This window comes from Nitratiruptor sp. YY09-18, from assembly GCF_016593235.1.
GTDB lineage: Bacteria > Campylobacterota > Campylobacteria > Campylobacterales > Nitratiruptoraceae > Nitratiruptor.
Genome location: NZ_AP023065.1, coordinates 1,124,407 through 1,149,589, shown reverse-complemented (window position 1 = coordinate 1,149,589; position 25,183 = coordinate 1,124,407). Strand labels below are relative to the sequence as shown.

The 25,183-nt window shown below is 40.1% G+C and carries 28 protein-coding genes; 11 read left to right on the top strand and 17 right to left on the bottom strand.

Annotation, left to right across the window (positions count from 1 at the left end):
- Positions 1–2 precede the first annotated feature (2 nt).
- Together JG734_RS06215 and JG734_RS06210 are read right to left on the bottom strand one after the other, a co-directional pair.
- Positions 3–842, bottom strand: coding sequence for a glycosyltransferase (locus JG734_RS06215; RefSeq protein ID WP_236586815.1), 840 nt, complete (start codon positions 840–842; stop codon positions 3–5).
- Entirely contained in the window at positions 805–1,608 is an 804-nt protein-coding gene (locus tag JG734_RS06210; RefSeq protein WP_201332434.1) for an HAD-IIB family hydrolase, read from the bottom strand. The genes JG734_RS06215 and JG734_RS06210 overlap by 38 nt, the downstream gene beginning before the upstream one ends.
- Positions 1,609–1,651: 43 nt before the next feature.
- On the opposite strand from JG734_RS06210, the gene JG734_RS06205 reads away from it, so the two are divergent.
- Positions 1,652–2,545 (top strand): RsmB/NOP family class I SAM-dependent RNA methyltransferase, encoded by an 894-nt coding sequence (locus tag JG734_RS06205; RefSeq protein WP_201332433.1) that lies wholly within the window; start codon positions 1,652–1,654, stop codon positions 2,543–2,545.
- Here the strand turns inward: JG734_RS06205 and JG734_RS06200 are convergent.
- On the bottom strand, positions 2,526–3,038 hold the full coding sequence (locus JG734_RS06200; protein ID WP_201332432.1) for a shikimate kinase: 513 nt from the start codon (positions 3,036–3,038) through the stop codon (positions 2,526–2,528). The genes JG734_RS06205 and JG734_RS06200 overlap by 20 nt on opposite strands.
- A 63-nt stretch (positions 3,039–3,101) precedes the next feature.
- Between JG734_RS06200 and dnaE the strand changes: the two genes are divergently transcribed.
- On the top strand, positions 3,102–6,626 hold the full coding sequence (gene dnaE / locus JG734_RS06195) for a DNA polymerase III subunit alpha (RefSeq protein ID WP_201332431.1): 3,525 nt from the start codon (positions 3,102–3,104) through the stop codon (positions 6,624–6,626).
- On the opposite strand, the gene JG734_RS09435 is transcribed toward dnaE, so the two are convergent.
- A complete protein-coding gene (locus tag JG734_RS09435; protein ID WP_255531412.1) occupies positions 6,623–7,087 on the bottom strand; it encodes a DUF234 domain-containing protein in 465 nt (154 codons plus the stop codon). The two genes, dnaE and JG734_RS09435, sit on opposite strands and share 4 nt — an antisense overlap.
- Positions 7,088–7,587: 500 nt before the next feature.
- Between JG734_RS09435 and JG734_RS06185 the strand changes: the two genes are divergently transcribed.
- From JG734_RS06185 to JG734_RS06165, 5 genes are read left to right on the top strand one after another with little or no spacing between them, the layout of a single operon-like run.
- Positions 7,588–8,247: a lipid-binding SYLF domain-containing protein gene (locus JG734_RS06185; protein ID WP_236586813.1), complete on the top strand. Its 660-nt coding sequence runs from the start codon at positions 7,588–7,590 to the stop codon at positions 8,245–8,247.
- A gap of 56 nt (positions 8,248–8,303) precedes the next feature.
- A complete protein-coding gene (locus tag JG734_RS06180) occupies positions 8,304–8,447 on the top strand; it encodes a hypothetical protein (protein WP_201332430.1) in 144 nt (47 codons plus the stop codon).
- Positions 8,448–8,450: 3 nt separating this feature from the next.
- A complete protein-coding gene (locus JG734_RS06175) occupies positions 8,451–8,993 on the top strand; it encodes an archaemetzincin family Zn-dependent metalloprotease (protein ID WP_201332429.1) in 543 nt (180 codons plus the stop codon).
- Positions 8,994–9,021: 28 nt separating this feature from the next.
- Entirely contained in the window at positions 9,022–10,050 is a 1,029-nt protein-coding gene (locus JG734_RS06170; RefSeq protein WP_201332428.1) for a bifunctional 3,4-dihydroxy-2-butanone 4-phosphate synthase/GTP cyclohydrolase II, read from the top strand.
- Entirely contained in the window at positions 10,047–10,430 is a 384-nt protein-coding gene (locus JG734_RS06165) for a YbgC/FadM family acyl-CoA thioesterase (protein ID WP_201332427.1), read from the top strand. Before JG734_RS06170 ends, JG734_RS06165 begins: the two co-directional genes overlap by 4 nt.
- On the opposite strand, the gene JG734_RS06160 is transcribed toward JG734_RS06165, so the two are convergent.
- From JG734_RS06160 to JG734_RS06150, 3 genes are all read right to left on the bottom strand, one after another.
- The gene (locus JG734_RS06160) at positions 10,372–11,553 is read right to left on the bottom strand and encodes a hypothetical protein (protein ID WP_201332426.1); all 1,182 of its coding nucleotides are present in this window, start codon (positions 11,551–11,553) and stop codon (positions 10,372–10,374) included. The two genes, JG734_RS06165 and JG734_RS06160, sit on opposite strands and share 59 nt — an antisense overlap.
- Positions 11,550–12,200: a uracil-DNA glycosylase family protein gene (locus tag JG734_RS06155; RefSeq protein ID WP_236586812.1), complete on the bottom strand. Its 651-nt coding sequence runs from the start codon at positions 12,198–12,200 to the stop codon at positions 11,550–11,552. The genes JG734_RS06160 and JG734_RS06155 overlap by 4 nt, the downstream gene beginning before the upstream one ends.
- A gap of 62 nt (positions 12,201–12,262) precedes the next feature.
- Complete coding sequence (locus JG734_RS06150; protein WP_201332425.1) at positions 12,263–12,646, bottom strand: class II SORL domain-containing protein; 384 nt, start codon at positions 12,644–12,646, stop codon at positions 12,263–12,265.
- A gap of 195 nt (positions 12,647–12,841) precedes the next feature.
- Between JG734_RS06150 and JG734_RS06145 the strand changes: the two genes are divergently transcribed.
- Positions 12,842–13,039, top strand: coding sequence for a hypothetical protein (locus JG734_RS06145; protein WP_201332424.1), 198 nt, complete (start codon positions 12,842–12,844; stop codon positions 13,037–13,039).
- Between the two features lie 8 nt (positions 13,040–13,047).
- Here JG734_RS06145 and JG734_RS06140 read toward each other — a convergent pair whose 3' ends face one another.
- The 3 genes from JG734_RS06140 to sdhA are packed head-to-tail and all read right to left on the bottom strand — an operon-like array spanning position 13,048 to position 16,627.
- Positions 13,048–13,932 (bottom strand): CoB--CoM heterodisulfide reductase iron-sulfur subunit B family protein, encoded by an 885-nt coding sequence (locus JG734_RS06140; protein ID WP_201332423.1) that lies wholly within the window; start codon positions 13,930–13,932, stop codon positions 13,048–13,050.
- 10 nt (positions 13,933–13,942) lie between these two features.
- Positions 13,943–14,899 (bottom strand): succinate dehydrogenase/fumarate reductase iron-sulfur subunit, encoded by a 957-nt coding sequence (locus JG734_RS06135; protein ID WP_201332422.1) that lies wholly within the window; start codon positions 14,897–14,899, stop codon positions 13,943–13,945.
- 12 nt (positions 14,900–14,911) lie between these two features.
- Positions 14,912–16,627: a succinate dehydrogenase flavoprotein subunit gene (gene sdhA, locus JG734_RS06130; protein WP_201332421.1), complete on the bottom strand. Its 1,716-nt coding sequence runs from the start codon at positions 16,625–16,627 to the stop codon at positions 14,912–14,914.
- Between the two features lie 139 nt (positions 16,628–16,766).
- On the opposite strand from sdhA, the gene JG734_RS06125 reads away from it, so the two are divergent.
- From JG734_RS06125 to JG734_RS06115, 3 genes are read left to right on the top strand one after another with little or no spacing between them, the layout of a single operon-like run.
- Positions 16,767–17,588, top strand: coding sequence for a thiamine-phosphate kinase (locus tag JG734_RS06125; RefSeq protein ID WP_201332420.1), 822 nt, complete (start codon positions 16,767–16,769; stop codon positions 17,586–17,588).
- 8 nt (positions 17,589–17,596) lie between these two features.
- The gene (truD, locus tag JG734_RS06120; RefSeq protein WP_201332419.1) at positions 17,597–18,685 is read left to right on the top strand and encodes a tRNA pseudouridine(13) synthase TruD; all 1,089 of its coding nucleotides are present in this window, start codon (positions 17,597–17,599) and stop codon (positions 18,683–18,685) included.
- Positions 18,675–18,902, top strand: a complete 228-nt coding sequence (locus JG734_RS06115) for a hypothetical protein (RefSeq protein WP_201332418.1) — start codon at positions 18,675–18,677, stop codon at positions 18,900–18,902. Before truD ends, JG734_RS06115 begins: the two co-directional genes overlap by 11 nt.
- Here the strand turns inward: JG734_RS06115 and JG734_RS06110 are convergent.
- The 7 genes from JG734_RS06110 to JG734_RS06080 are packed head-to-tail and all read right to left on the bottom strand — an operon-like array spanning position 18,895 to position 25,168.
- A complete protein-coding gene (locus JG734_RS06110; RefSeq protein ID WP_201332417.1) occupies positions 18,895–19,572 on the bottom strand; it encodes a YggS family pyridoxal phosphate-dependent enzyme in 678 nt (225 codons plus the stop codon). The genes JG734_RS06115 and JG734_RS06110 overlap by 8 nt on opposite strands.
- A complete protein-coding gene (gene rseP, locus JG734_RS06105; RefSeq protein WP_201332416.1) occupies positions 19,565–20,629 on the bottom strand; it encodes an RIP metalloprotease RseP in 1,065 nt (354 codons plus the stop codon). The genes JG734_RS06110 and rseP overlap by 8 nt, the downstream gene beginning before the upstream one ends.
- A 1-nt stretch (position 20,630) precedes the next feature.
- Complete coding sequence (gene pgsA / locus JG734_RS06100; RefSeq protein WP_236586811.1) at positions 20,631–21,170, bottom strand: CDP-diacylglycerol--glycerol-3-phosphate 3-phosphatidyltransferase; 540 nt, start codon at positions 21,168–21,170, stop codon at positions 20,631–20,633.
- Positions 21,170–21,934 carry an enoyl-ACP reductase gene (locus tag JG734_RS06095; protein WP_201332415.1) on the bottom strand — a complete coding sequence of 255 codons (765 nt, stop codon included), beginning with the start codon at positions 21,932–21,934 and terminating at the stop codon, positions 21,170–21,172. The genes pgsA and JG734_RS06095 overlap by 1 nt, the downstream gene beginning before the upstream one ends.
- A complete protein-coding gene (gene dapA / locus JG734_RS06090) occupies positions 21,931–22,821 on the bottom strand; it encodes a 4-hydroxy-tetrahydrodipicolinate synthase (RefSeq protein ID WP_370583612.1) in 891 nt (296 codons plus the stop codon). Before dapA ends, JG734_RS06095 begins: the two co-directional genes overlap by 4 nt.
- Entirely contained in the window at positions 22,818–24,074 is a 1,257-nt protein-coding gene (locus JG734_RS06085) for a pitrilysin family protein (RefSeq protein WP_236586810.1), read from the bottom strand. Before JG734_RS06085 ends, dapA begins: the two co-directional genes overlap by 4 nt.
- A 38-nt stretch (positions 24,075–24,112) precedes the next feature.
- Positions 24,113–25,168: a quinone-dependent dihydroorotate dehydrogenase gene (locus JG734_RS06080; RefSeq protein ID WP_201332412.1), complete on the bottom strand. Its 1,056-nt coding sequence runs from the start codon at positions 25,166–25,168 to the stop codon at positions 24,113–24,115.
- Between the last annotated feature and the right edge of the window lie 15 nt (positions 25,169–25,183).

The window sequence follows — 25,183 nt, the reverse complement described above, 5'->3', positions numbered from 1 at the left end:
ACTTATCCTGCAAAAACTTTGTGTTTTTGCAGGAGTTGCTCATAAATTGGCATAAACTCTTCTAAAATTTCTCTATTTTGATGTTTCATTGCTCCTTGAAGGAGAATTTGACACTTTTTCAAAGCAATTTCTACAACTTTTGGATCAATACAAAATGGTAGCATAGCTTTAATGCGCCATCTATCCATAGCATAGTATTTGCGAGAGAGTTGATCGCTATGACCTCCATATTTAATAACTGTAGCAATAGGAGTATATCCTACTGGGTATCTTTTTGTTATACGTAACCATAGTTCATAATCTTCACATACAGCAAAATCTTCTCGAAAAAATCCAATTTCATTGAAAAGTTCTCGCTTTATTGCCACTGCCGAAGGTGATATAAGGCAAAGATGGAGAGAATCATAAAAAATTCTCCCACCCTTTTTGAGATGGATCTTTTTTTTGTTGAGAAATTTGCCATTACGTATCCATATCTCATCGGTTTGATGAATTTTATAATCTGGATAATTTGTGAAAAATTGTGCATGGTGGGCTAAATGATTTTTTTTCCACTCATCATCACTATCCAAAAGTGCAATGAATTTACCTTGTGCTGCTTGGATACCTCTATTTCTTGCTACGCTTACTCCAAGATTTGGTTGGTGAATGATTGTGGCTGGATATTTTTTGATCACGTTTGGAGTATTATCAGTAGACCCATCATCTACGATAATAAGTTCATAGTCTTTGAAACTTTGCTGCAATACAGACTCTACTGCTCTTGCGATATATCTTTCTCTATTGTATACAGGTATGATAACACTAAAGAGAGGCGAGGTATCTTGCCACTGCATCTTCATCATTGCTCCATGGCAAAACTTCATCTGCTTTTTGTTTAACTTCAGGCAAAGCATTTGCTACAGCAAGAGCTTTTCCAGCCCATGCAAACATACCTATATCGTTGTGGCTATCACCAAAGACTGTTACATCTTTTGCTTCTACATCTGCAATATTTTCTAATTCCTTTAAGGCATGCGCTTTATCTCCTAAAGGGTGCAAAAATGTTAAAAAGTAGCAATTTTGATAGGGGTCCTTTGCAAGTTTTGATTCTATATTATAAAGGCTTTTTACTCTTTGTTCAATATTTTGTAAAAGCGCTTTATCTCCCAAATAGACTACTTTGAGGTTTTGTGGCAGTGCGCGAAGCTTTTGAATATTGAGTACCCGGTTATCATTTTGATAGTTTTGTAATAGCTCTTTTTGATGGATATTGAGTTTTTTAGGATAGAGAAACCTTTCTTGCATATTTTCATCGATACCAACAATCAAAGGTCGCTCGTTAAACTCTTTTTCTATGAGATCTATAAAATCATCTACTATGGTTTTTGGCAATGCATTTACAATAAGTGGTGTTCCATCGGGAGCACAAATCATAGCTCCATCAAGCAAAATCATAGGATAGTGGAGTTTGATACCATGCAAAAGTTTTGTAACTCCCGTATAGCTTCTCGCAGTAGCAACTGTAATGGGTTTATCAAAACTATTCCATGTATCGATGCTAAACTGAGAAAGAGTTAAATCACTGCGTAAAAAAGTCTTGTCTAAATCGGTGACGAAAAACTCCAAGAATTCCCTTTTTTTGTTACAATTTTAGCAAAAAAGGATCTCTTTGCATCAGCAGCTTTTTGAAGAGAGAATAAAAAAGATTAATCCTGATATATTGCAGGCTTTGCAATCAAAAGATAGTTTTAGCTTTCGTATTAATCATCATAGAGCCACTACTGATGAGGCGATACAATTGCTGCAAGAAGAGGGCTATGAGCCAGAAATAATTGCATGGGCCCAAGATGTATTTGTTTTGCCAATGAGTGAGCGCAAAAAGATCACAAAAAGCAGAGCCTATACACAAAATATGATATATATTCAAAATCTCTCATCTATTTTTGCTGCATATTCACTCGATATTGAGCCAGAAGACTGGGTTCTTGATCTTGCAGCTGCTCCTGGAGGTAAAAGCCTCATTTTTAGCGAAAGAGCTAAGAAGGTGAGTGCAGTAGAGCCTGATAAGGGTCGATTTTTTCGTATGAAGCGAAACTTCAAAGAGCATATGGCAAAAAATATTCAAACATACAATAAAGATGGACGATTTATCTACAAAAGCTGTCCGGCATGGTTTGATAAAGTATTTTTGGATGCTCCTTGCAGTAGTGAGGCGCATATTGACGGGGAAGTCACATGGTGGAATATGCGGCGTGTGAGGAAGTTTGCAAAACTGCAAAAAGAGCTTATTATCAGCGCTTTTGAGAGTCTCAAACCTAGTGGGCAGATGATATATGCCACCTGCACATTTGCACCTGAAGAGAATGAAGCGGTAGTAAATTTTTTATTGAGTAGATATCCTGAGGCTAGAGTTGTACCTGTAGAAGCACCTTTTCCAAACAAAATGGCAGGAATACCTGAGTGGGAGGGAGAGAAGTTTCATCCAGATGTTGCAAAGACTCTGCGTATTTTGCCTCAAGATGCTTATAGCGGCTTTTATTTGGCTAAGATTGTAAAGTCTTAGCTAAAATCTCCTCTATTATTTCATTTGTACTTTTATTTTGAACATTTACTATGATATCAGCGACTTTTTCATACTCTTTGCTACGTGATTCATAGAGTTTTTTTGCATCTTCATAAGATTTAAAAAGAGGCCTCTTTTTGATTTTCTTTTTAGCATTTTTACTCTTTGTAATACGTTGATATATCCAATCAAAATCTGCCTGAAGATACACAACTGTGCCAATATCTTTAATGTTTTTTACTTTGTAAAATCCTCCACCGGTAGAAATAATAGAGTTTTTAACGCTTGTCGCCAGCCAGTCTGCTGTTTTTTGTTCAAGTGAGCGGAAATAGCTTTCACCCTTTTTTTTGAATATTTTTTTGATTTTCATATTGGTAAGGCTCTCAATCAAATCATCTGTATCAATTGCATAAATATCTGTTTTTGCTGCCATAGCGCGAGCAAGAGTACCTTTGCCAACTCCCATAAAACCTATAAGTAGAATGTTATCCATAGCACCTCTTTAAGCAAGACTCCTATATAATATCACTAAAATTGTAGCAAAATTGGAGTATATATGAAGCCAAACTTTACGCATCTACACCTCCATACTGAATACTCGCTACTTGATGGTGCAAATAAAATAAAAGCTTTGGCCAAAAAAGCAAAAGAGCTTGGTATGAGTGCTGTGGCCATGACAGACCATGGGAATATGTTTGGAGCAATTGATTTTTATAAGACTATGAAATCTGAAGGCCTCAAGCCAATTATAGGTATGGAAGCGTATCTACACAATTCTGATAATTTGGATGACAAATCTACTAGGCAACGCTTTCACCTTTGTCTATTTGCGAAAAATGAGACAGGGTATAAAAACTTGATGTTTTTAAGCTCTATGAGCTATATCAAAGGTTTTTACTACTATCCAAGAATCAATAAAAAGCTTCTTGCCGAACACTCTGAAGGGCTTATATGTACAAGCGCATGCTTGCAAGGGGAGGTGAACTGGCATCTCAATACCAATGAGAGAAATACAAAATTTGGTGCAAAAGGGTATGAAGAGGCAAAAAAGGTAGCTTTATGGTACAAAGAGATTTTTGGAGAGGATTTTTACCTTGAGCTTATGCGCCATGGAATTGGAGACCAGCAAGCAATTGATGAGCAGATAATAAAGCTGAGTCTAGAGACAGGCATCAAAATAGTAGCGACGAACGATACTCACTACCTAGAAAAAAAGGATGCGGAGCCACATGAAGCCTTCATGTGTATAGCGATGAACAAACTCTACGACGATCCAAAAAGACTCAGACACAGTGTGCATGAGTTCTATCTCAAATCTCCCGAGGAGATTGCAAAGCTCTATGCAGATATTCCTGAGGCTTTGGAGAATACGCAAGAGATAGTAGATAAGTGCAATTTAGAGCTCAATCTTGGAAATCCAACACCTCCAAATTTCAAATTTACAGTAGAGTATGCTAAAGAGTATGGCTTGCAAATACCTACACACGAGCGCTACAGCTTTGAAAATGATGAAGTCTTGTTTGAGTATATATGTAAAGAGGGACTAAAAAAAAGGCTCCAATATATTCCACAAGAAGAGCATCAAAAATATTGGGAACGACTACAACACGAAATTGATATCATCAAGAAGATGAAATTTCCAGGATATATGATAATTGTTTGGGATTTTGTGCGAGAAGCCAAAAAGAGAGGCATTCCTGTAGGACCAGGTCGGGGAAGCGCAGCAGGAAGCCTTGTAGCGTATGCTATGGAGATAACTGATATCGATCCTCTCAAGTACAATCTTCTTTTTGAGCGCTTTTTGAATCCAGAGCGTGTAAGTATGCCAGATATCGATATGGACTTTTGCCAGGAGCGGCGAGGTGAAATCATCGACTATGTGGTGCAAAAGTATGGAAGATACAACGTTGCGCAGGTTATTACATTTGGTACGCTTTTGGCAAAAGGAGTGATTAGAGATGTTGCCAGAGTTTTAGGTCTTAGTTACAACGATGGTGATCGTATGGCAAAGCTTATACCTGATAAGCTTGGTATAACTCTCAAAGAGGCTTATGAGCAAGAGCCAAAGATCAAAGAGCTTATCGAGAGCGATCCAAAATATGAAAGGGTATGGAGATTTGCACTGGCTCTTGAGGGACTTAAAAGAAATGCAGGTATGCATGCAGCTGGAGTTGTCATCAGTAATGAGGAGCTTTGGCACAAAACGCCACTCTATAAACCAAGCGGGGAAGAGACGATTGTCACGCAGTACTCACTCAATTTCTTAGAAGATGTTGATCTCATAAAGTTTGACTTCTTGGGTCTTAAAACACTCACTGTTATTGATAATGCACTCAAACTTATAGAAAAAAGATATGGTAAGAGGATCGACTGGAACAGGGTCGATATCAATGATAAAAAAGTATACGATCTTATCCAAAGTGGCCATACTCTTGGGCTCTTTCAGATCGAATCTGAAGGCATGCAGCGGCTCAATGCAAGACTCAAACCAACCACTTTTGAAGATATTATCGCGGTTCTTGCACTCTATCGTCCTGGTCCAATGGAATCGGGAATGCTTGATGATTTTATCGAGAGAAAGCATGGGCGTAAACGGGTCTATTACCCTTTTGAAGAGGTGAGTTTTGATGAGCTTAGAGAGACGTTAGAGCCAACATATGGGATGATCGTCTACCAAGAGCAAGTTATGCAGATAGTGCAGACAATTGGTGGTTTTAGTCTTGGTGAAGCAGATATCATCAGGCGTGCAATGGGGAAAAAGAAGCGTGATCTGATGGAAGAGTATAAGCGTGAATTTGTCAAAAGGGCGAGTGAGAGGGGATTTGACGCGAAGAAGAGTGAGACACTCTTTGAGCTTATCGAAAAATTTGCAGGATATGGATTTAACAAATCCCACTCTGCTGCCTATGCGATGATCACTTTCCAGACAGCCTATCTCAAAGCTCACTATCCGCAAGAGTTTATGGCAGCACTCCTTACAAGTGAGCAAGATAATACTGACAAAATTGTCAAATATGTAGATGAGGTCAAGCGCCTGGACATCAAACTTTTACCACCAGATGTGAAGAGATCGAGCCTTGAATTTAGCGCCACTACAATCGATGGAGAAGATGTTATTCTCTTTGGGCTTGGTGCGATTAAGGGAGTAGGTAAGAGTGCGGTGCTCTCTATTTTGGAAGCTAGACGTGAGGGAGAATTCAAAGATTTGGATGACTTTTTGCAACGCATTGATCCAAACAAAGTGAACAAAAAGGTGCTTGAATCTCTTATCAAATCTGGCGCAATGGATAGCTTTGGCTATAGTCGACGCACACTACTTCTGAGTATCGAGCGCATTGTTGAGACTTCCCACGATATCGCGAGAGCCAAAAAGATGGCAGAGAACTCCCTCTTCGGTGATACCCAAGAACTCATCGATATCAAGCTGGAGCTTGAAGATAAAGGCGAGTATGATATCAAGCAGATTTTGGAATTTGAAAAAGAGACTTTGGGATTTTATGTCTCTGGCCATCCTCTTGATCCATTTAGAAAAGAGCTTGAACAAATCTCTTATACCCTCTCAAGCGATCTTGATAATATTGCAGACTCATCAGAGGCTCTTTTTGTCGGAAAAGTAGAAGAGATCAAGACAAAAATCAGCAACAAGGGGAACAAATTTGGCATAGTCAATATAATGGATTTGCATGGCAATATTGAGATGATGCTCTTTAGTGATAAGCTTGAAGAGCTTGAGAGAATGGATCTGGAAAAACCTGTAGCATTTAAAGTCTATGTGACAAAAAATGATAGCTTTACACGCATTCGCTGCGACAAGATTATGAGTATTGAAGAGGCAAAAAATGAGCATGTTCATACCACTATTCAAGAACGGTATGAAGATCCATTAATCATCAAAATTCCGCTTGAGTTTGAGCAAAATCGCCTCGAAGAGCTCTACCATCTAGCTCTCAAACATCCTGGCCGTAAGCCTTTGCGTCTCCTCATAACTTCCAAACTCCAAGAGGTCGAAATAGAAGCCCAAGTTTATGTCAACAGTGAATTTGCAAAAGAGGCAGCAAGCCTTGGTGTCCAGGTAGCCTAAAACTCAAATGAGTAAGGGGTCTTTTGCCTCTTTTTGTATGGCTTTTGCTGGCTCCACTCTTTGAAATCTTCCAGATCAAAGAGCAAAATTTTTGGATCTTTGTTTTTGAGCAGTTCATTGGAGAAGCTGCTTTTTGAAAAGAGGGCGTAATAGGTGGGCTCTATATTGCTTACTACTGCTTTTTTTTGCAGTGATGTGAGGGTTTTTTTGCAGATTTTACTGTTTTTCCACTTGCACTCACCAACAATAATCTCTCCGTCTGGGAGCTCAAGTAAAATATCAAGCTCAATTTTCCTATCCCAGTAACTTCCACTACTAATTGCTTGGGGAAATTTCTCTTTGAGTAGTTCATTTGAAAGCTCCTCAAAGGTGAGACTCACAAAATTATCGAGATCTAGCAAGATAAATTCCAAAACTTTTGCTTCTTTACCATTTTCTAATAGTTCTATAGACGGATAGATATAGCGATACCAAAAGCGTAGGAAGGGTTTATGAAAGCGGATCTTGTTTTGTATTCGGTAGCGGCGCAGCTCTTTTTTGCGTTTTTGTTTTGGATGGGTTTTAGGAGGAAGCTTTTCTCTTGAGATCTCTTTGTAGATCAGTTTTTTATCTATGAGATTTTGTAAAACTGCTCTTCCTTTCGTATCATTTTCGTAGCTTTTTTTGATTGCACTCTCAATTTTTCTATCTCCAGTTGCAAATGTGCTAAGGAGCAGTGCTTCATTTTCGAGATGGTATTTTTGCTCGATATCTTTGTAGTTTTGTAGTATGTGAAGGATGTTTTGTTCGATAGAGAGATCTTTTTTTAGTAGCTCTGCAGCTCCTCCAAAGATTGCATAAAACTCTATCGCCTTTTGAATATCTTGTCGTAAGAAGAGGTTGTAAAAATCTATAAAAGCTTTCTTAATTCTTAAGCTCCTTCATCCTTTTGATATAATTATAATACATTAAAAGGGAAAAAATGAGAAGTCTTTTACTAACTATTTTTTTTGCAGTCTCTTTATTCGCAAGTCCAAACTCAATCTTGATTAAAAGTGCTTCTGCTCTAGATAGATTTATGGCGCTGCCAGAAGAGCAGATACCCCCAAAGCTTTTGGCAAAAGCTCAGGCAATTGCCATAATTCCTGGACTCATTCGTGGTGGGTTCATTGCAGGAGCTCGCTATGGCAAAGGGGTTTTGCTTGTGAGAAAAGGTAAAGCTGAGTGGAGTGATCCAATATTTATCAAGCTTTATGGTGCGAGCATAGGATGGCAAATAGGATTAGAGAGTATCGATGTAGTTTTGGTATTTACTGATAGAAGAAGTATCCAAAAGCTGCTCAATGGCAAGATTACCCTTGCTGCAGATGTATCCTTGGCAGTCGGGCTTGTGGGAAGGAACGCATCTGCTGGGACAGACTTTCGCGCTGAAGTTTATTCATATTCACGTAGCATGGGAGCATATATAGGCATTGCATTAGCAGGTGCTACGATAGAGGTAGATTATGATTATATTGTTGCCTTTTATAACTGTGATCCACAAAAAATCTATCTCATTATTGAGGGAAAATGTCATAAAAACAATGAGTTTTTACGCTATCTCAAACACAAACTCCAAGAGTACTCCGCATGGAAAGGGTAAAGAGAAAGAAGCCAAGGCGACCACGCTGCAAATATTGCAGAACAAACAGATATGTTGTGCCTATAGTGTATGGATTGCAGATTAATGATACTCATTTAAAAAAAGAGCAAGCAGGCGAGATCTATCTTGGTGGAATTGCGCGCAGTGTAGATGCTCCAAATTGGCACTGCAAAGAGTGCGGACATCAGTTTTTGAGGTAGATAATGTGTAGTGTGGCAACTATTGGAATAGTACTCTTTAATTTTGATGAAGAGGTAGGATATCTCATTGAAAAATTAGAAGAGATATTTCGTATACCAGTAAGTCTCAAAGGGCATGCAAAACTTCTTCAAAGTGCATATAACCCCACAAAAGATCAATATCAAGCTGACATTTTAGCTCAATATCTTTTGCAAATCCCTCGCGGCACCAAAGAGGTACTTTTGGGAATCACGCAGGCTGATCTTTTTGAACCAGGGATGAACTTTGTTTTTGGAGTAGCTCTTCCATCCTACAAAGTTGCAGTTGTGGGGACGAAAAGACTGCATAATAGTTTTTATGGCCTAGCAGAAGTTGAGGAGCTTTACAAAAGACGCGTCATTACTGAGGCGGTGCATGAGATTGGCCACACTTTAGGGCTTGAACACTGTCCAAATCCTCACTGTGTGATGCATTTTTCATTGACACTTGCAGATACAGACAAAAAGGGTTATTATTTTTGCAGTAGTTGCTGGCAAAAGGCAGCAAGAGAGCTTTGTATAAATTGATATAATACATAAACTTTAAAGGAAGAGAATGCAAGAGGCTATAAAGCGCGTAGAGAATGCAATTGAAGAGATTAAACGTGGGAAGATGGTTGTGATGATTGATGATGAAGATAGAGAAAACGAAGGCGATCTTGTCTATGCAGCAACCTTTAGTACTCCAGAGAAGGTAAACTTCTTAGCTAGTGAAGCAAGAGGACTCATATGCGTGGCATTGACGACTGATATAGCCCAAAGACTAGAGCTCACCCCAATGGTGCAAAAAAATGACTCAGCACATGAAACTGCTTTTACAGTGAGTGTCGATGCAAAAGCTGCTACGACAGGTATTTCAGCATATGAGAGAGATATGACGATACGTCTATTGGCTAGTCCAGTCAGCACACCTACAGATTTTGTCAAACCTGGGCATATATTTCCCCTTGTAGCCAAAGAGGGTGGGGTTTTGGTGCGCACAGGACACACCGAAGGATCCGTAGATCTGTGTAAACTCGCTGGGGTGCAGCCAGCAGCGGTGATATGCGAGATCATGAATGAAGATGGCACCATGGCAAGACGTGGAGATCTTGAAGAATTTTCCAAAAAGCATGATCTTAAAATAATCTATATCTCAGATATTGTTGCGTATAGGCTCCAAAATGAGATGCTCATCAAAGAGGTTGCCAGTGAGGAGATTGAGATATATGGTGTGAAGGTGCTAAAAAAAGATTTTCAAGACCATCTGGGCAATATCCATACTGCAGTCATATTCTATTCAGCCCAGGGAACTGCAAATGTGAAGTTTCACAATGTACTCAAAGACAAAGAGTTGCTTCTTAATAAAAGAGCGTATGAGACACTCATGAAAAGTATCGAGTATCTCAAGCAAAATAGTGGAGTACTCATCTTCCTTGATAGCCAAAGAGTAAGTGATCAGACCAAAGAGTACGGGATTGGTGCGCAGATACTCAAATCTTTGGGCGTAGAGAATATTAGACTTCTTACGACCCAAAAGGGCAAGGAGTTTGTAGGGCTTAGTGGCTTTGGTCTCGATATCGTTGAAGAGATAGAGATCAAATGAAAATACGCATCTACTACGAAGATGTAGATATTGGCGGGAGAGTCTACCACGCCAAGTATCTCCACTTTTGTGAGAGAGCAAGAAGCGAAATGTTTTTTGCGCAAAATCTCCAGCCAATTTTCAAAGAGTACCACTTTATTGTTAAAGAGTTGCAGGCACACTATATCAAGCCTGCGTTTTTTGGAGATCTTTTAGAAGTAAGGAGCAAAGTTGTAGAGCTTAAAAGAGCAAGCCTGTATATGCTGCAAGAAATCTATAAAGAGGATGAATTGATTTTTGCTATGCAGATAAAGCTTGTCTGCCTCAAAGGTGAAAAGCCTACTAAAATTCCTGACTACTTTCTTGAGGCTTTTGGAAATCAAAAAGATTGTATCTTGTAGCTTGTAAAATATGCGTATCATACTCTAGCTGTCCGTTGACAAGTGGTTCGTGAAAGAGCCTTTGGAGACCATGTTGAGCCAAAATCGCATCACTTCCACAGATTGTACTATATTCAATCCAGTTAAAATCGATATTTTCACCAATGAGCTGGGCAAAACCATCGACTTTTTGCGGCAGTGGACCTATAGCATTTGCAAAGAAAAATCCATTGCGAAGTTTTGGATGTAAAAGATCAAAAAACTTCTCATTGAGATTGATTTGTGTAGAGAATTTGCTATTTGATTCAATATTGTAGTAGTTCATCTGCGAGACAATCATTGCGGTTTTAACAAGAGGAGTATTAAAGAGTATACTAGCATTTTTGAGATACCCATTATCTTTTATATAGCGGGCTGCATTTTTGTCATCTTTTTTTAAAGCATACGTTTTTACTCTTTTGCCAGAACTATTTGCTACAAAATAGTTTGTAAGCTCTTGAGAAAGTGGAGAGTCTTGCAAGTAAAAGATTGCAACATTCTGATTCATAAAGGACTTTAGCGCTCTTAGTTGCTTAAAATAGTCAATCCCACCAAATTGCGCATAACTTTGTACTCCAAGAGAGTTTTTGTTGAGTGTTGGAATATAGATACTTTGCATTGATGGCATATTTGCCATATCATCTTTATCGTATATTGTAGCAATGATAATATTGAAACTATCTGGCTCGATATATTGGCTCAATGGTGCACCATTAGGAATGAGTTTTGTAGTAGATTCAAACTTCACATCTTGCGCAAGAAGGTAACTAAGAAGCGCTTTCATACTTTTTGTAGCAACCCTTTTGAGGTTTTCGTGAACTATAAGAGTGATTTTGACAGCTTTACCGACTTCTAGAGGTGTGAGATGAAGAAGCTGCGCGAGTCTATTATATTCAACATGAAAATCTTTTGCTTTTTGAGGATCGAGATGAGCTAGAAATGAGAAATACTGCTCATTTTGCAAAAATCTACGTAGACAGTAATCGTTACACTCATAGGTATCAAGGTTCATAAATTGCGTTTGTGGGAGTGGAAGAGGAGAGATATATCTTGCTGATGCGAAGAGAAAGAGCGTGCTAAGCAAGAGTACAATTAACTTTTTCATAGCAGTTCTTTAATTTTGAGAAGATCTTCATAGACCTCTCTCTTTTTTGACGGGTTGCGAAGTAGAAAGCTTGGATGAAAAGTTGGTATGAGAATGCGCCCTTGAAAATCTATCATCTCTCCTCGTACCTTTGTAATTGGAGTTTTGTCCCCTGTGAGGTATTGGTAACTTGTAGCACCAAGAGCAACAATAATGCGCGGATTAATGATCTCTATCTGTTTCCAAAGATAGGGAATGCATGTATGTGCTTCTTGTGGAGTGGGGACTCTATTGCCTGGCGGTCTACATTTTACAATATTAGCGATATAGACCTTACTGCGAGGTATTTCTAAAACATTTTCAATCATTTTAGTAAGAAGCTGTCCAGCTCTTCCTACAAAAGGGCGCCCGGTTTCATCTTCAGTAGCACCTGGACCTTCGCCAACAAACATGAGCTTTGCATGAGGATCTCCCTCGCCAAAGACAACGTTTTTACGGGTTTTACTCAGGTCACATAGATGACACTGGCTAACAATCTCACGCAGTTTTTCTAGATCATTAGGAAGCTGTGGGAGTGTAGAACTTTCTAAATTGAGCGGATTCATATATTCTGTTCCTAGCCATTGTAAAAGTTTGAGATGATATAAAATTTGTAATTTCTTGTGCATAAGAAATGGTACTAAAGGAGGAATTAAATTGAGGTTAAAGTGAGGCCAGAGGCCCCAAGAGATTATTCTGTTACTTCTACTTCTACAGGATCACTTTCCCAAAGACCATGTTTTGTACAGTAGCTCATAGCCGTAAGTTTCATGTTTTTCGTAGGAACAATGTAGAAATCCACTTCTGTTTGTGAGCATTGATTTCCAAGGCTACCAGGTGTAAATGTTGCTTGTCCAAGGAGTCTTTCACTATCCCAAAGTTGAACATAAGCGATGTAGTGATCGAAATCATCTGGGTGGCAGTATTCGTTACCAACTCTTACCTTTACAAGAAACTTTTCACCTTTTTTTGCTGTTGTTTCGCAGTGAATGAATGGTGAGTGTCTGTCAATATAGTCTTTTTTCGCCTCTTTGTCGATTTGAGAAATATCTACATATCTATTAATTTTTGGCATCTTTGCCTCCTTTTTTGGTTTTGGTACCTCTATTTTACATGAAAAAGATTAAATTAGGATAAAAATTATCCTATTTACTTACACACAAGAATTGGATAAAATTAAGTTATGTTAAAAAGAGCCATAAAAAGAGTAAAAAGAGCCTGGAGAAAATTTTCTATTGTGTTTATACGTGAAAGCAGAGAAACGAAGAGAATGCTAGAAGTCTACCTTCACCAACGAGAAAATAGAGAGTTAATGCAGTTTGCTCATAGGCAACTCATCGATATTATCAAAATACTCTTTTTGTTTCCTATTACATTGTTACCAGGTTCGGTAATTATCGTAACAGTTTTGGAGTTTATTGCAAAAGCTTTTGGAGCGACTATTTTTCCAAAGAAAACAAAATTTTAAGCTCCGGCTTACACCGGAACTTCTGTAACGTGATGCTTGAGTCCAAGCTCTTCTGGCGTACATCCAAGAGCAAGGCCGATAAGTTGAGGAAGGTGGAGCACAGGCATCGGATATGGGAGATCTCTACCAAGTGTCTTCATAGCTGCTTTTTGCTTCACATCAAGATTGAGGTGGCAAAGCGGACATGGAGTTACCATCACATCTGCATTGTTATCAAGAGCATCTGCTATAGCAGTCCCTGTGAGCATATTTGAAGTTTTTGGTGCTTGAAGATCCACATGGAATCCACAGCATTTGTTTTTGTGTTCATAATCGACACTATTTCCTTCAAGTGCTTCAATGAGTTCATCAAGAGATGTAGGGTTGTAGGGATTCTCTTTGCTGCGATTGAAATGGTGATGAAGCTCGCTTGGTCTGATATTGTGGCAGCCATAAAATGGAGCAATATTTAGTTCACTAAGTGGCTTTACTACTTTTTTGCGCAGATTATTAAGTCCATAATCTTCAATGAGAGCATAGAGGAAGTGGCGCACATTGCTTGTGCCTTGATAGACTAGTCCAACTTCCTCAAGTTTTTCATTGACTTTTGCTTTGAGTTCTGGATTTTCATCGAGGCGAAGTTTTGTCATAGATGTATTGAGTTGGCAAGTATTACAGATAGTTACCATATCTAGACCATGCTTTTCTGCATAGCAGATATTGCGAGCATTGAGCACGAGACTCAAAAAGTCATCAAAATCTTGCAAATGGCTTGCCCCACAGCAGCTTGCTTCATCTAGAAGGACAAGTTCAATATCGAGCTTCTTAGCCACTGCAAGTGTAGATTTGAGAAGCTCTGGAGTACTCTCTCTTGCTGTACAACCCGTATAGAGTGCATATCGTAGTTTACTCATGACCTATCCTTTAAAATTTTACAGTTGATGAGATTTTGACAAGTTTTTTGATCTCATCGAGATTTTTAGATTTTGGCATATTCCATGGCATGACAATTTTGCCTTTTTTAAACATCTCTAGAGCCTCTGGCACGTGCTTGAGTACGCCGATACCTTCACTATATGCCACCAAATGTCCCTCATCCAAGATTCCATGTTTTTCGATAGATTTTTTAAATCCAACAGCATGGCGTGTAGCCACATTGCTTTTTGCAACGCCCTCTTCAAAGATTTGATTATGGAGTTTTGTTATTTTTCCTATTGGATCAATATGTTTAGGACACGCTTGGGCACACTCATAGCATTTGACACAGTCCCAGACACCTTGTCCAAGGATATCTACAATCTCGAGGCGCTCTTTTTTGGCATAGTCTCTCACATCAGCTGTGAAGCGATACGCTTTTTCAAATGCTGCAGGCCCAAGATACTCTTCATTTACTTCTACAACTGGACAAGCATAGTAGCAGCATCCACACTGGATGCAATAGTCTGACTCTTCAAGCTTTTCTGCCTCTTCAGGCGGGATGATATTCTCCATAGTTGGGTGCTCATCGATCTTGGCTTCAAGCCATGGTTTGACAGTCTCATATTTTTTCCAAAAGTCTGCTTTGTCAACTACCATATCTTTAATGACACGTTTTTTACTGACAGGTTCAATTGTTAGCTCATTGCCAAAGAGCTCTATCATATCTACCATGCGCTCTTTACAGGCAAGTGTACTGCGACCATTGACTTTGACTGCACAGCTTCCACAAATTCCATGGCGGCAACTACGGCGGTATGTAAAGCTCCCATCATGTTCCCATTTGATGCGATTAAGGACATCAAGAACCACATCTCTAGGATCGATACTCATTTCGATTGTATCGTAGTGGGGAAGATAGTCAGTCTCTGCATTAAAACGAAAAACTTTTAGTGTTACTTTCATCATAGACCCCTCTTAATATTTTCTTTCTTGAGGCTCAAATTTGCCAAGAACCACTTCACCATACTCGAGGTTAATATTGCCCTCTCTATCCATGTATGCATATGTGTGTTTGAGGAAGTTTTTATCATCACGCTCTGGATAGTCTTCGCGGTAGTGCGCACCACGTGACTCTTTGCGTGCGATTGCTCCTTCGACGATAAATGTTGCATAATCGAGCATATGTCCAAGCTCAATCGCTTCTTGTAAGTCTGTATTGAAAGTTTTTGATTTGTCATCAATGCGGATATTTTTGAAGCGCTCTTTTAAGCCTTTGAGAATCTCTCTTTGCTTGAGGAGTGACTCTTCGGTTCTAAAGACACCACAGTTTTCAAACATCGTATCTTGCAGCTCTTGGCGAAGTTTTGATGTAGTTTCTGTGCCGTTGTTTGTCATGATAAATTTGATTTCATCGAGCATATTTTGTGCCTCTTCAGGATGTGCCTTTTCACAAGAGATACCTCTATCAAGATCATTTACGATGGTTTGGCCTACATGGCGTCCAAAGAAGAGTGCTTCAAGAAGTGAGTTTGCTCCAAGTCTGTTTGCGCCATGGACACTTACACAGGCACACTCTCCCGCAGCGTAGAGTCCTTCAGTAGTCTCAGTAGGGCTCTTTTTGACATGACCATCAATTGTTACAGGAATTCCTCCCATTGAGTAGTGTGCTGTAACAGTGATCATAATTGGCTCTTTTACCATATCTTGGCCAAGGAATGTGATAGCGAGGTCTCGAAGTTCTGGGAGTCGCTCCATAATCTTCTCTTCACCAAGATGCGTAAGATCAAGATAGACTGCCATACCATCCGGACCTACACCACGCCCCTCTCTAATCTCATTCATAATCGCTCTTGCTACTACATCGCGTGGAGCTAGTTCCATCTTTTCTGGAGCATACTTTTCCATAAATCTCTCGCCATTTTTGTTGTAGAGGCGTCCACCTTCCCCACGTGCAGCTTCACTGATCAAGATACCTGTGCCAGCCAGACCAGATGGGTGAAACTGTACAAACTCCATATCTTCAAGAGGCAATCCATGGCGTGCAAAGATGCTCAGACCATCGCCAGTGTTTGCATGTGCGTTGGAGTTGATTTTGAAAGCGCGTGCATATCCACCGGTAGCAAACATCACAGCTTTTGCATTAAAGATTGCTGGCTCTTGGTTGCGAAGATTAAATGCAACTACGCCATAGGCTTTGCCGTCCTTGTAGAGGATGTCTGCTACATACCACTCATCCCAAAACTCAACACCCTCTCTGTGTGCTTGCTCATAGATTGTTTGCAAGAGTGTTAGACCAGTTCTATCTTTTGCAAAACATGCTCTTGGTTTGCTCTGACCACCAAAAGGTCTTTGGGCGATGCGGCCATCTTTGCGTCTACTAAATGCCGCACCCATGTGCTCAATCCAGCGAATTGTCTCAGGAGCTTTAGAACACATGAGTTCCACTGCATCTTGGTCAGCTAGATAGTCACTTCCCTTAACAGTGTCAAACATGTGAAGTTCTACATCATCATCATCACTCAAAGCTGCGTTGACTCCTCCTTGTGCTGCACCAGAGTGGCTGCGCAGCGGATGGAGCTTTGTGAGGACGATCACATTTTTTCCGGCTTTTTTAAGCTCTCGCGCTGCAGCACATCCGGCCAGTCCGGATCCTACAATTACTACATCATATGTATAGATAGGCACTTGCATATAGTAAGTCCTTTGTTTTTAGTTTATAATTTACCCGATTATATCATCACAAAAAATAAAATTTCTTAAATTCGTTGGGGCAATTACTCTTAAGGGGTTATCTGTTACAATATTTACCAAATATTCAAGGGTGCAAAAAGTGAATAGAGAGTTTTATTATATAAGTTTATTTAATAATAAGTATATTGGTGATGATGGTGCTGTTATTGGTAAAGAGGTCTATAGTGCTGACGCTTTTTGTGAAGATATTCATTTTAAAAGAGAGTGGTTTGATCTGGCTACTATCTCAAAAAAAGCGATGCTTGTCAATATATCAGATGCAATAGCGATGAATGCACAACCGATGTATGCTCTTGTGAGTGTGCAAATTCCTCGCACCTTTCATAATAATCAACTACGTCAAATAGCACAGGGATTGCAAGAGGCTGCAGATGAGTATGAGTGCGAGATAATTGGTGGTGATACAGTAGCAGGAGAGAAGCTTGATTTCTCAATCACACTCATCTCACACACCAAAAGAGCTATACTTCGAAAACCAGTGCGGGAGGGGTATCTGCTAGCATTTACAGGAGAGCTTGGAAGTGTAGCCAAAGATTTGCGAAGGGCTCTAAGATTTAAAAAAGTGGCAAAAAACTCTAAGTTTGCTAGGCCCCGTTTGCGCCAGAAATTTATGCAAAAGGCCGCAAGACATATCAAGGCTGCTATGGATATTAGTGATGGTCTCTTTGATGATTTGGCTAAACTATCAGCGCACAATAAAAAAATAGGATATAGATTTTTGCGATCCATTTCACGGCAGCAGGGCTGTAGTGGTGAGGAGTATGAGCTTTTGTTTGCGTTTGATCCAAGAGAAAAAAGAGCGATAGAAGCGATAGCCAAAAAGACGCGCACTAAAATCACAATCTTTGCAAAAGCGCAAAGAAGAAGATATCGCAATATGTGCAAAACACACCATTTTTAAGGAATCAGATGGATAGACTCTACTTTTTAGATCATGCACCGATCAATTTCTACTTTCGCCAAACACCCCAAACCTTCGTCGTTGAAGAGGTTCCTCTCTATCCGTTTAGTGGTGAAGGGGAGCATCTTATTCTCAAAGTGCGCAAAAAAAATCTCACAACATGGCAGATGTTGCAGGCTTTTAGTGAGCAGTTAGGAGTAAAGCTCAAAGATATCGGCTATGCTGGTTTGAAAGACAAAAATGCTCTGACGTATCAGTATATCTCTATCAATAAAAAGTATGCAGATGCTCTGCGGCGATTTTCTCATCCACAGATTAAAATTGTGGATATTACAAGACATTCCAATAAGATTCGCTTAGGTCATCTCAAAGGCAATCGCTTTTTTATCCGTCTTAAAAAGGTGCTATCGGTGGATGCCAAAAAGATCGATGAAGTGCTCAAAATTTTGTCACAGCAGGGTATGCCTAACTACTTTGGATACCAGCGATTTGGTCTTGATGGGAAAAATTATGAACTTGGTAAGGCGATAGTCGAAGGCAAGAGGATACGGGAGAGAAAAAAGGCGAAGCTCTTTGTCAATGCTTACCAGAGCCATCTTTTTAATTTGTGGCTCAGTAAAAGAGTGGAGCTGAGTAAAATTCTGAGTAGTTTCCAAAAAAAAGAGCTTATCGATATACTAGACTTCCCAAGGGAGATCATAGAGGAGCTCAAAAATCAATCACATACTTTTAAGCTCTTTCCTGGAGATATCGCCAAACACTATCCATATGGGAAGATCTTTTTTGTTGATGATGTCAAAGCTGAATCGAAGCGATTTGCTGCAAAAGATATCTCTCCTACAGGACTCTTACCAGGTCTTAAGACTCCACGGGCGGAGGGCTTGGCAAGGGAAATCGAGAAAGATTTTGATGATGAGCGTATCAAGGAGTTTGGCGATAGGCGATATGCGTGGGTGTGGCCAGAGGATGTACAAGGCTGCTACAAAGAGAAGGATGCTTGGTATGAACTGCGCTTTTTCCTTCCGAAAGGAAGTTATGCTACAATCTTGCTAGAAGAGATAGCACATAGACCATTAAAGGATGAAAATGAGAGCTGAATTCAAAGAGGATTGTAAATATGCTGATGAAATTAGAGAAGATACTCGCGATGTGTTTTACAAATGGCTCAAGCGCTATGGTTGGGATATTCCAGAACTCGATGAAGATGTAGCTGCGAAGCTTATATTAACGGAGATGCGTAAAGAGCTTGATGCTTTGCAGGCAAAACATTGTGACGGTTACTGCGATACAGAACCGCCAAGCTGTCCTAACTAAAAAAGAGACTCCCGATTCGCACCATATTTGATCCACACTCAATTGCTAACTCAAAATCGTTGCTCATCCCCATGGAGCAGATCTGTGCTCCGTGTGGTTTGAGCGCTTCATAGATTTTATAAGTGGTCTCAAAACTTCTCTTGATCGTTTCTTTGTCTTCTGTATGGGCACCGATTGTCATGACGCCTAAGAGATTGATATGTTTTGTATTTTCAATGATTTTGAGGTATTCATCGTATGCGGCTTCAGGTATGACACCTGCTTTTGTCTCCTCTTTGGCACTGTTTACTTGCAAGAGGCAATCCATTCTCTTCTTCTTTGCTTCTAATCTCTTATCAAGCTCCAAAGCAAGCTCTAAAGTATCCAAAGACTGCATGAGCCATGGATCAAGATCGATGAGGTGGTTGATTTTATTTTTTTGGAGTCTTCCAATGAAATGCCACTCAAGTGGAAGATCGTTAAGAGCCTCGCTCTTTGCTTTGAGATCTTGTACACGGTTTTCACCAACTGCTCTTTGGCCAAGCTCATAGAGGGCTCTAATCTCCTGGGGCCCAACATATTTTGTTACAGCAACTATTTGGACGATATGGTGTTCACTTCGTTTTATCCTCGCATCTTCAACACGCTGAATAATTCTATCCATATTGTCACGAAGTCTATATTTATCCATGTGATGCTCCTAAAAGTCTATTGATATCATTATAAAGACCCAAGCCCATGAGACCCACCAAAAATACCCAGCCAGCGAGTGTGAGGCGATAGAGCACTTCTTGGCTTGGAGCTCGGTTGGTAATCCACTCATAGAGATTGAAGATGATATGACCACCATCAAGAGCTGGAATTGGAAGGAGATTGAGGATGCCGAGGTTGACTGATATAAGTGCACTGAGACTTAAAAGTGCCACGATCCCAACTTGGCTTGCTTTTGCTGTCACATCCATGATAGTGATAACTCCACCAATCTCTTTTGGCGAGACTACACCTTCGAGCAGCTTTTCTAATCCTACTACTATAAATTTTGTAGCTTCTACTGTCTTATCCCAAGCCATATTGATAGCTTGGAGAAGAGAGAGTTTGACCTTAATATATTCTTGTGCTGGAGCAATACCTATCATAGGTCTTTTGACCTCTTCACCAAAAATATTTTTCGTTTTTGTCATTTTTGGTTTGATCGTGAGATGCAAAGTCTCTTGTCTGCGCTTAACAGTGATATAAAGTGGGTGATTGGCATGAGCAATAATGCGGCTAAGATCCTCCCATGTTTTGATAGGATGGTTATCTATGGCAACAATCTCATCTCCAGGTTTGAGACCTGCTGCTTGGGCAGCGCTGTTTGGAAGGACTTTGCCAATTTTTGGTGCTAACGTGTTGTAACCTGCAAGAGCTACAATGAGATAGAGCAAAAATGCAAGGAGAAAGTTTGCAAAAGGGCCAGCAAGTAAGATGATGATTCTTTGCCAAGGTTTTTTGGCCGTATAGCTATCTGGGTCACTGCTTGTTTTGAGTGGATCGGTGTCATCTTGTCCCTTCATCTTCACATATCCGCCAAGTGGGAATGTACTGATTGCCCACTCTGTACCGCAACATCTTTTTTTAAGGAGTATCGGGCCAAATCCAACACTAAATCTTTCAACTGTTACGCCAAAAAAGCGCGCTGCAAGAAAGTGCCCCATCTCATGAAAAATTATCATAACTGAAAGTGCTAAAAGTGCAACTAAAAATCCCATATCAATCCTTCACACTCATATACTCTTTTATATATTCAAACCCGCTATAAAGAGTGATAATGACTGCTAACCATAGCAAGAGTGTACCTCCTGGCCAGTTCATTATCAAAAAACCTATAGCAATCATTTGCACAATTGTCTTGATTTTGCCAAGAAAACTTGCACTTATCTCTTTACCCATTCCAACAGCTGAGACGCGAAGACCTGTTATGAAAAACTCTCTTGTGAGAATCAGATAGATTGCCCATGGGTCTGCCCGTCCTAGCATCATGAGGCCCAAAAATCCAGCAAGCGTAAGCATTTTGTCTGCAAGTGGATCGAGTATTTTGCCAAGTTGTGTGACTTGATCAAATTCTCTTGCAATATACCCATCAAAAAAGTCTGTAATACTTGCGAGGACAAACAAAAAAGCCGCAAAATAGTCAAGCCATGTAGGATGGATATTGGGAAAAAGATCACGATTGACCAAAAACATATACATCAAAGGTGCAGCAAGTACTCGCGAGAGTGCAAGAGCATTGGGCAGATTGATACTCTTCATCAGCTAAAGCTTGTACCACCATCGACTACAAGTGTTTGTCCCGTTATCCAGCTTGCCTCATCACTACATAAAAACCAGCAAGCACCAGCTAAATCTTGTGGTGTACCCATGCGTCCCAAAGGACTGCGTGCAATAGTTTCAGCCTTGACCTCTTCATAGTTTGGGAAAGCTCTCAATGCATCTGTATCGATAGGACCGCCACTTACTGCATTAACACGTATGTTTTTAGGCCCAAGCTCATGTGCAGCATATTTGACCATTGTCTCTACAGCAGCTTTGGAACTACCATGTCCAGCATAATTTGGAGTGTATACCAAATTACCTGTAGAACTGAGTGAAATAATTGCACCTCCACCAACTTTTTCCATGCGTTTTGCTGCTTCTTGAGCACCAACGACAAATGCCAAAACTGTAGCGGTATAGATATTATTGAGTCCTTTTGGTTTAAGGCGCATAAAAGGTCCAAAGCCACCTACAACTGCACGTCCTGATATAATAGCATTAGAAATAAAATAGTCAACTCGCTCAAAGTCTTCATCAATCTGTTTAAAGAGTTCTTTATATTGTTCAGGTTCTAGTACATTGAGTTGATAGGCTTTGGCTTTGATGCCATGTTTTTGTGAGAGCTCTTGTGTGAGATTATCTGCAATTTCGCTGTTGCTGTTATATGTGAGAGCCACATCGACCCCTTCTTTTGCAAAGCGCTCAACTATCGCCCTTCCTATACCTCTTGTCCCGCCACTGATTACCAATGTCTTTTTCATGCTACAACCTCATATTTTTCTAAAGTCTTCTCAATGAGCTTCATATTCTCTTTGCTTGGTGGCACAAGCGGAAGGCGATATTCGAGAGAATCCAAAAGCCCTGCAAGATACATAGCAGCTTTGATTGGAATAGGGTTGCTCTCAATAAAGAGGGCTTTATTGATGTCAAAAAGCTCATCATTGATCATTTTTGCAGTATCAAACTGTCCAGCAAGGCCCGCATGCACAAGCATACTCATCTTATCTGGTAGAAGGTTTGCTGTAACAGAGATCACACCCATACCGCCATTTGCAATAATTGGATAGTTGATAGTATCATCTCCACTGATAACATAGAGCTCGGAACGCTTTGCAAGCAGCTCTACACATCGCTCAATTGATCCAGTTGCTTCCTTGATACCATAGATATTGTCTACTTCATCAAAGAGACGAAAGACAGTTTCTGGCTTGATATCGACTCCTGTGCGTCCAGGGACGTTGTAAAGAAGCACCGGAATATCAACAGCTGCAGCAAGTGCTTTGTAGTGTTGATAGAGTCCCTCTTGGGTAGGTTTGTTGTAATAGGGTGAGACGCTAAGAATTGCATCTGCTCCAGCCTTTTGTGCAAATTTGGCTAGATCAATTGCTTCATGGGTAGAGTTGCTCCCAGCACCGGCCATGACTTTGGTGGAAGTACCTTTGCATACCTCTACCGCAATTTCGATACAGCGTTTGTGCTCATCATGACTGAGAGTTGCACTCTCTCCAGTTGTGCCTACAGGAACTACCACATCGATTGTATTATCGATCTGACGCTGTATGAGGCGAGCATATTTTTCTTCATCTACTTTTCCGTTTTTAAATGGCGTAATGAGTGCCGTCATAGCACCTTTGAGTTTTTTCATCATTCACCCTTTCTCAAAATCACAGTTGTCGAGTTTTTCTGTACAAAATATTTTTTGGCGACTCTTTGGAGGTCTTTTATAGTTAGTTTATCGATATTCTCTTCATAGTGCAAGAGTGGGTTTATATCACCTTTTGCAAAATAGTCACCAAAAAGTGAAGCTACATTGCTGCTATTTTCAAGTCCGAAGATAAAATCAGCTTTTGTGTTGATTTTGATTTTATCAAGCTCACTTCTTTTAATTTTTCCCTCTTTGAGGTTTTCGATCTGCTTCCAGATCTCTTTTTCTACATCTTCAGCTTTTATACCAGGATTGCAGACTGCCAAAAAGAGGAAAATACCAGGATCTTTGTTATCCATATTGTATGCATATATCTGGTTGACCATCTTCTTCTTATCCACTAGCTCTTTATAGAGCCAGCTCGATTTTCCGCTACTTAGCAGCTCACTCACAGCACTCAGAGCCACCTGGTCAGGGTCTTGGAAATTGGGGATATGAAAAGCGATTGCTACCATCTCAACTTGTGTGTCTCTATTGATATTGACTCTCTTGGCTCCATCTTGCGGAGGCTCAACCTGGTGGACTTTAGGAATATCGCAGCAGTTTTTGATATGGGCAAAATGCTTTTGTGCTTCATTAAAAACTTTATCTTTGTCAATATCACCAGCTACGATGAGGATTGCATTTTTGGGCTGATAGTAGGTTTTGTGAAATTTACGGATATCATCGATTGTCCAGTGCAAAATATCTTGCATGAATCCTATCGGGGTCCAGTGATAGGGATGGTAGATGTAAGCGTTGTTAAAGAGTCTGAAGTAGAGGTATCCTGTAGGATTATTATCTGTTCGCCATCTACGCTCTTCAGCTACCACTTCGCGCTCAGTCTGAAACTCTTTGTCATCAAGCTTGAGGTTCTCCATAAGCTCAGCAAAAAGCCAGAGAGATTTATCGAGATTGCGACTTGCTGCTTTGATGAAGTAGTGCGTATAATCAAAGCCGGTTGAGGCGTTATCAACTCCACCAAAACTTTTGACAATCTCATCAAACTCTCCAGCTTTGAGGTTTTTGGTCGATTTGAAGTTGAGGTGCTCAAGCATATGGGCTATACCACTTTTGCCCATCACTTCATTGCGGCTTCCAACTTTGTAAAATATATCTACTGATATGACATCACTTCCTCGATTCATCGGTATTGCTACAACTTTGAGACCATTATCAAGGGTTTTTTCATAAAATTTTGGCAAACTGCTAGCCATTAATCCTCCAACTATGCATAGTAATAAAAGCAATTTTTTCATCGAATATCTGCTCCTACGGCTTGGCTGATATGCTCATAGCCATCTTTTTGGAGAGCCTCTATCAAGCCTTTGTTGATATCAGCTATGAGTTTTGGGCCTCCATAGATAAAGGCAGTGTAGATTTGCAAGAGATTTGCTCCTGCTTTGATGCGCCTATATGCCTCTTCAGCACTCTCTATTCCACCTACACTCACAAGCACTGTTTTACCAAAAAGCTCCTTTGCAATCTCTTTGAAAATTGCAAAACTTTTATCTTTAATTACTTTTCCACTTATACCACCAAAATCTTTGGCACCTTTGAGAAGTGAATAATCGATAGAGGTATTCGTGGCAATGATACCATCGGCTCCAGCCTCTACTGCAGTAGCTGTGAGGTTGACTGCTTGCTCGGGGCTCATATCTGGTGCAATTTTGAGCAAGATTGGAGTCGATGTGATATCTTTTGCCATGATAAAGAGATCTTTGATAAACTGCTCATTTTGCAAATCGCGCAGATTTGGAGTATTGGGACTAGAGATATTGACTACAAGATAATCAGCCAAATCTTTGAAATTCTCAATCAAAAATCTGTAATCCTCAAGAGCTTTTGCTTGTGGAGTTGTTTTGTTTTTGCCAATATTCACGCCAATTGGAAAATCGGCTGGATATATGCGTTCTAGCCGTTTTTTTATGATTTCTGCGCCATCATTATTGAACCCCATGGCATTTTGGAGTGCTTCGTAGCGAGGATAGCGAAAGAGGCGAGGGAGAGGATTGCCAGTTTGCGGTTTTGGGGTAACTGTTCCAACCTCTACATAGCCAAATCCAAGAGCGTGGAGCGTTTTGGTCATAGTTGCGTTTTTGTCAAATCCTGCTGCAATGCCAAGTGGATTGGCAAACTTTTTGCCAAAAATATCTTGCTCTAAAAGTGGTGAAGTGACAAGGTAGCGTTTTTGTAAAGCATTGAGCACCGGAGGCATGAAACTTGCAAGCTCAAATGCTGTTGCAGCTATATGATGTGCAGTCTCTGGCTCAAACTTAAAAAGTATATTTTTTATTGACTGGTAATCCATCATCTCCCTAGTTTT

Coding starts and splice junctions, on each gene's coding strand:
- JG734_RS06215 (WP_236586815.1), bottom strand. CDS start 842: ATGAAGATGCAGTGGCAAGATACCTCGCCTCTCTTTAGTGTTATCATA.
- JG734_RS06200 (WP_201332432.1), bottom strand. CDS start 3,038: ATGGATAACATTCTACTTATAGGTTTTATGGGAGTTGGCAAAGGTACT.
- dnaE (WP_201332431.1), top strand. CDS start 3,102: ATGAAGCCAAACTTTACGCATCTACACCTCCATACTGAATACTCGCTA.
- JG734_RS06185 (WP_236586813.1), top strand. CDS start 7,588: ATGAGAAGTCTTTTACTAACTATTTTTTTTGCAGTCTCTTTATTCGCA.
- JG734_RS06175 (WP_201332429.1), top strand. CDS start 8,451: ATGTGTAGTGTGGCAACTATTGGAATAGTACTCTTTAATTTTGATGAA.
- JG734_RS06170 (WP_201332428.1), top strand. CDS start 9,022: ATGCAAGAGGCTATAAAGCGCGTAGAGAATGCAATTGAAGAGATTAAA.
- JG734_RS06165 (WP_201332427.1), top strand. CDS start 10,047: ATGAAAATACGCATCTACTACGAAGATGTAGATATTGGCGGGAGAGTC.
- JG734_RS06160 (WP_201332426.1), bottom strand. CDS start 11,553: ATGAAAAAGTTAATTGTACTCTTGCTTAGCACGCTCTTTCTCTTCGCA.
- JG734_RS06155 (WP_236586812.1), bottom strand. CDS start 12,200: ATGCACAAGAAATTACAAATTTTATATCATCTCAAACTTTTACAATGG.
- JG734_RS06150 (WP_201332425.1), bottom strand. CDS start 12,646: ATGCCAAAAATTAATAGATATGTAGATATTTCTCAAATCGACAAAGAG.
- JG734_RS06145 (WP_201332424.1), top strand. CDS start 12,842: ATGCTAGAAGTCTACCTTCACCAACGAGAAAATAGAGAGTTAATGCAG.
- JG734_RS06140 (WP_201332423.1), bottom strand. CDS start 13,932: ATGAGTAAACTACGATATGCACTCTATACGGGTTGTACAGCAAGAGAG.
- JG734_RS06135 (WP_201332422.1), bottom strand. CDS start 14,899: ATGAAAGTAACACTAAAAGTTTTTCGTTTTAATGCAGAGACTGACTAT.
- sdhA (WP_201332421.1), bottom strand. CDS start 16,627: ATGCAAGTGCCTATCTATACATATGATGTAGTAATTGTAGGATCCGGA.
- truD (WP_201332419.1), top strand. CDS start 17,597: ATGGATAGACTCTACTTTTTAGATCATGCACCGATCAATTTCTACTTT.
- JG734_RS06115 (WP_201332418.1), top strand. CDS start 18,675: ATGAGAGCTGAATTCAAAGAGGATTGTAAATATGCTGATGAAATTAGA.
- JG734_RS06110 (WP_201332417.1), bottom strand. CDS start 19,572: ATGGATAAATATAGACTTCGTGACAATATGGATAGAATTATTCAGCGT.
- rseP (WP_201332416.1), bottom strand. CDS start 20,629: ATGGGATTTTTAGTTGCACTTTTAGCACTTTCAGTTATGATAATTTTT.
- pgsA (WP_236586811.1), bottom strand. CDS start 21,170: ATGAAGAGTATCAATCTGCCCAATGCTCTTGCACTCTCGCGAGTACTT.
- JG734_RS06095 (WP_201332415.1), bottom strand. CDS start 21,934: ATGAAAAAGACATTGGTAATCAGTGGCGGGACAAGAGGTATAGGAAGG.
- dapA (WP_370583612.1), bottom strand. CDS start 22,821: ATGATGAAAAAACTCAAAGGTGCTATGACGGCACTCATTACGCCATTT.
- JG734_RS06085 (WP_236586810.1), bottom strand. CDS start 24,074: ATGGCTAGCAGTTTGCCAAAATTTTATGAAAAAACCCTTGATAATGGT.
- JG734_RS06080 (WP_201332412.1), bottom strand. CDS start 25,168: ATGGATTACCAGTCAATAAAAAATATACTTTTTAAGTTTGAGCCAGAG.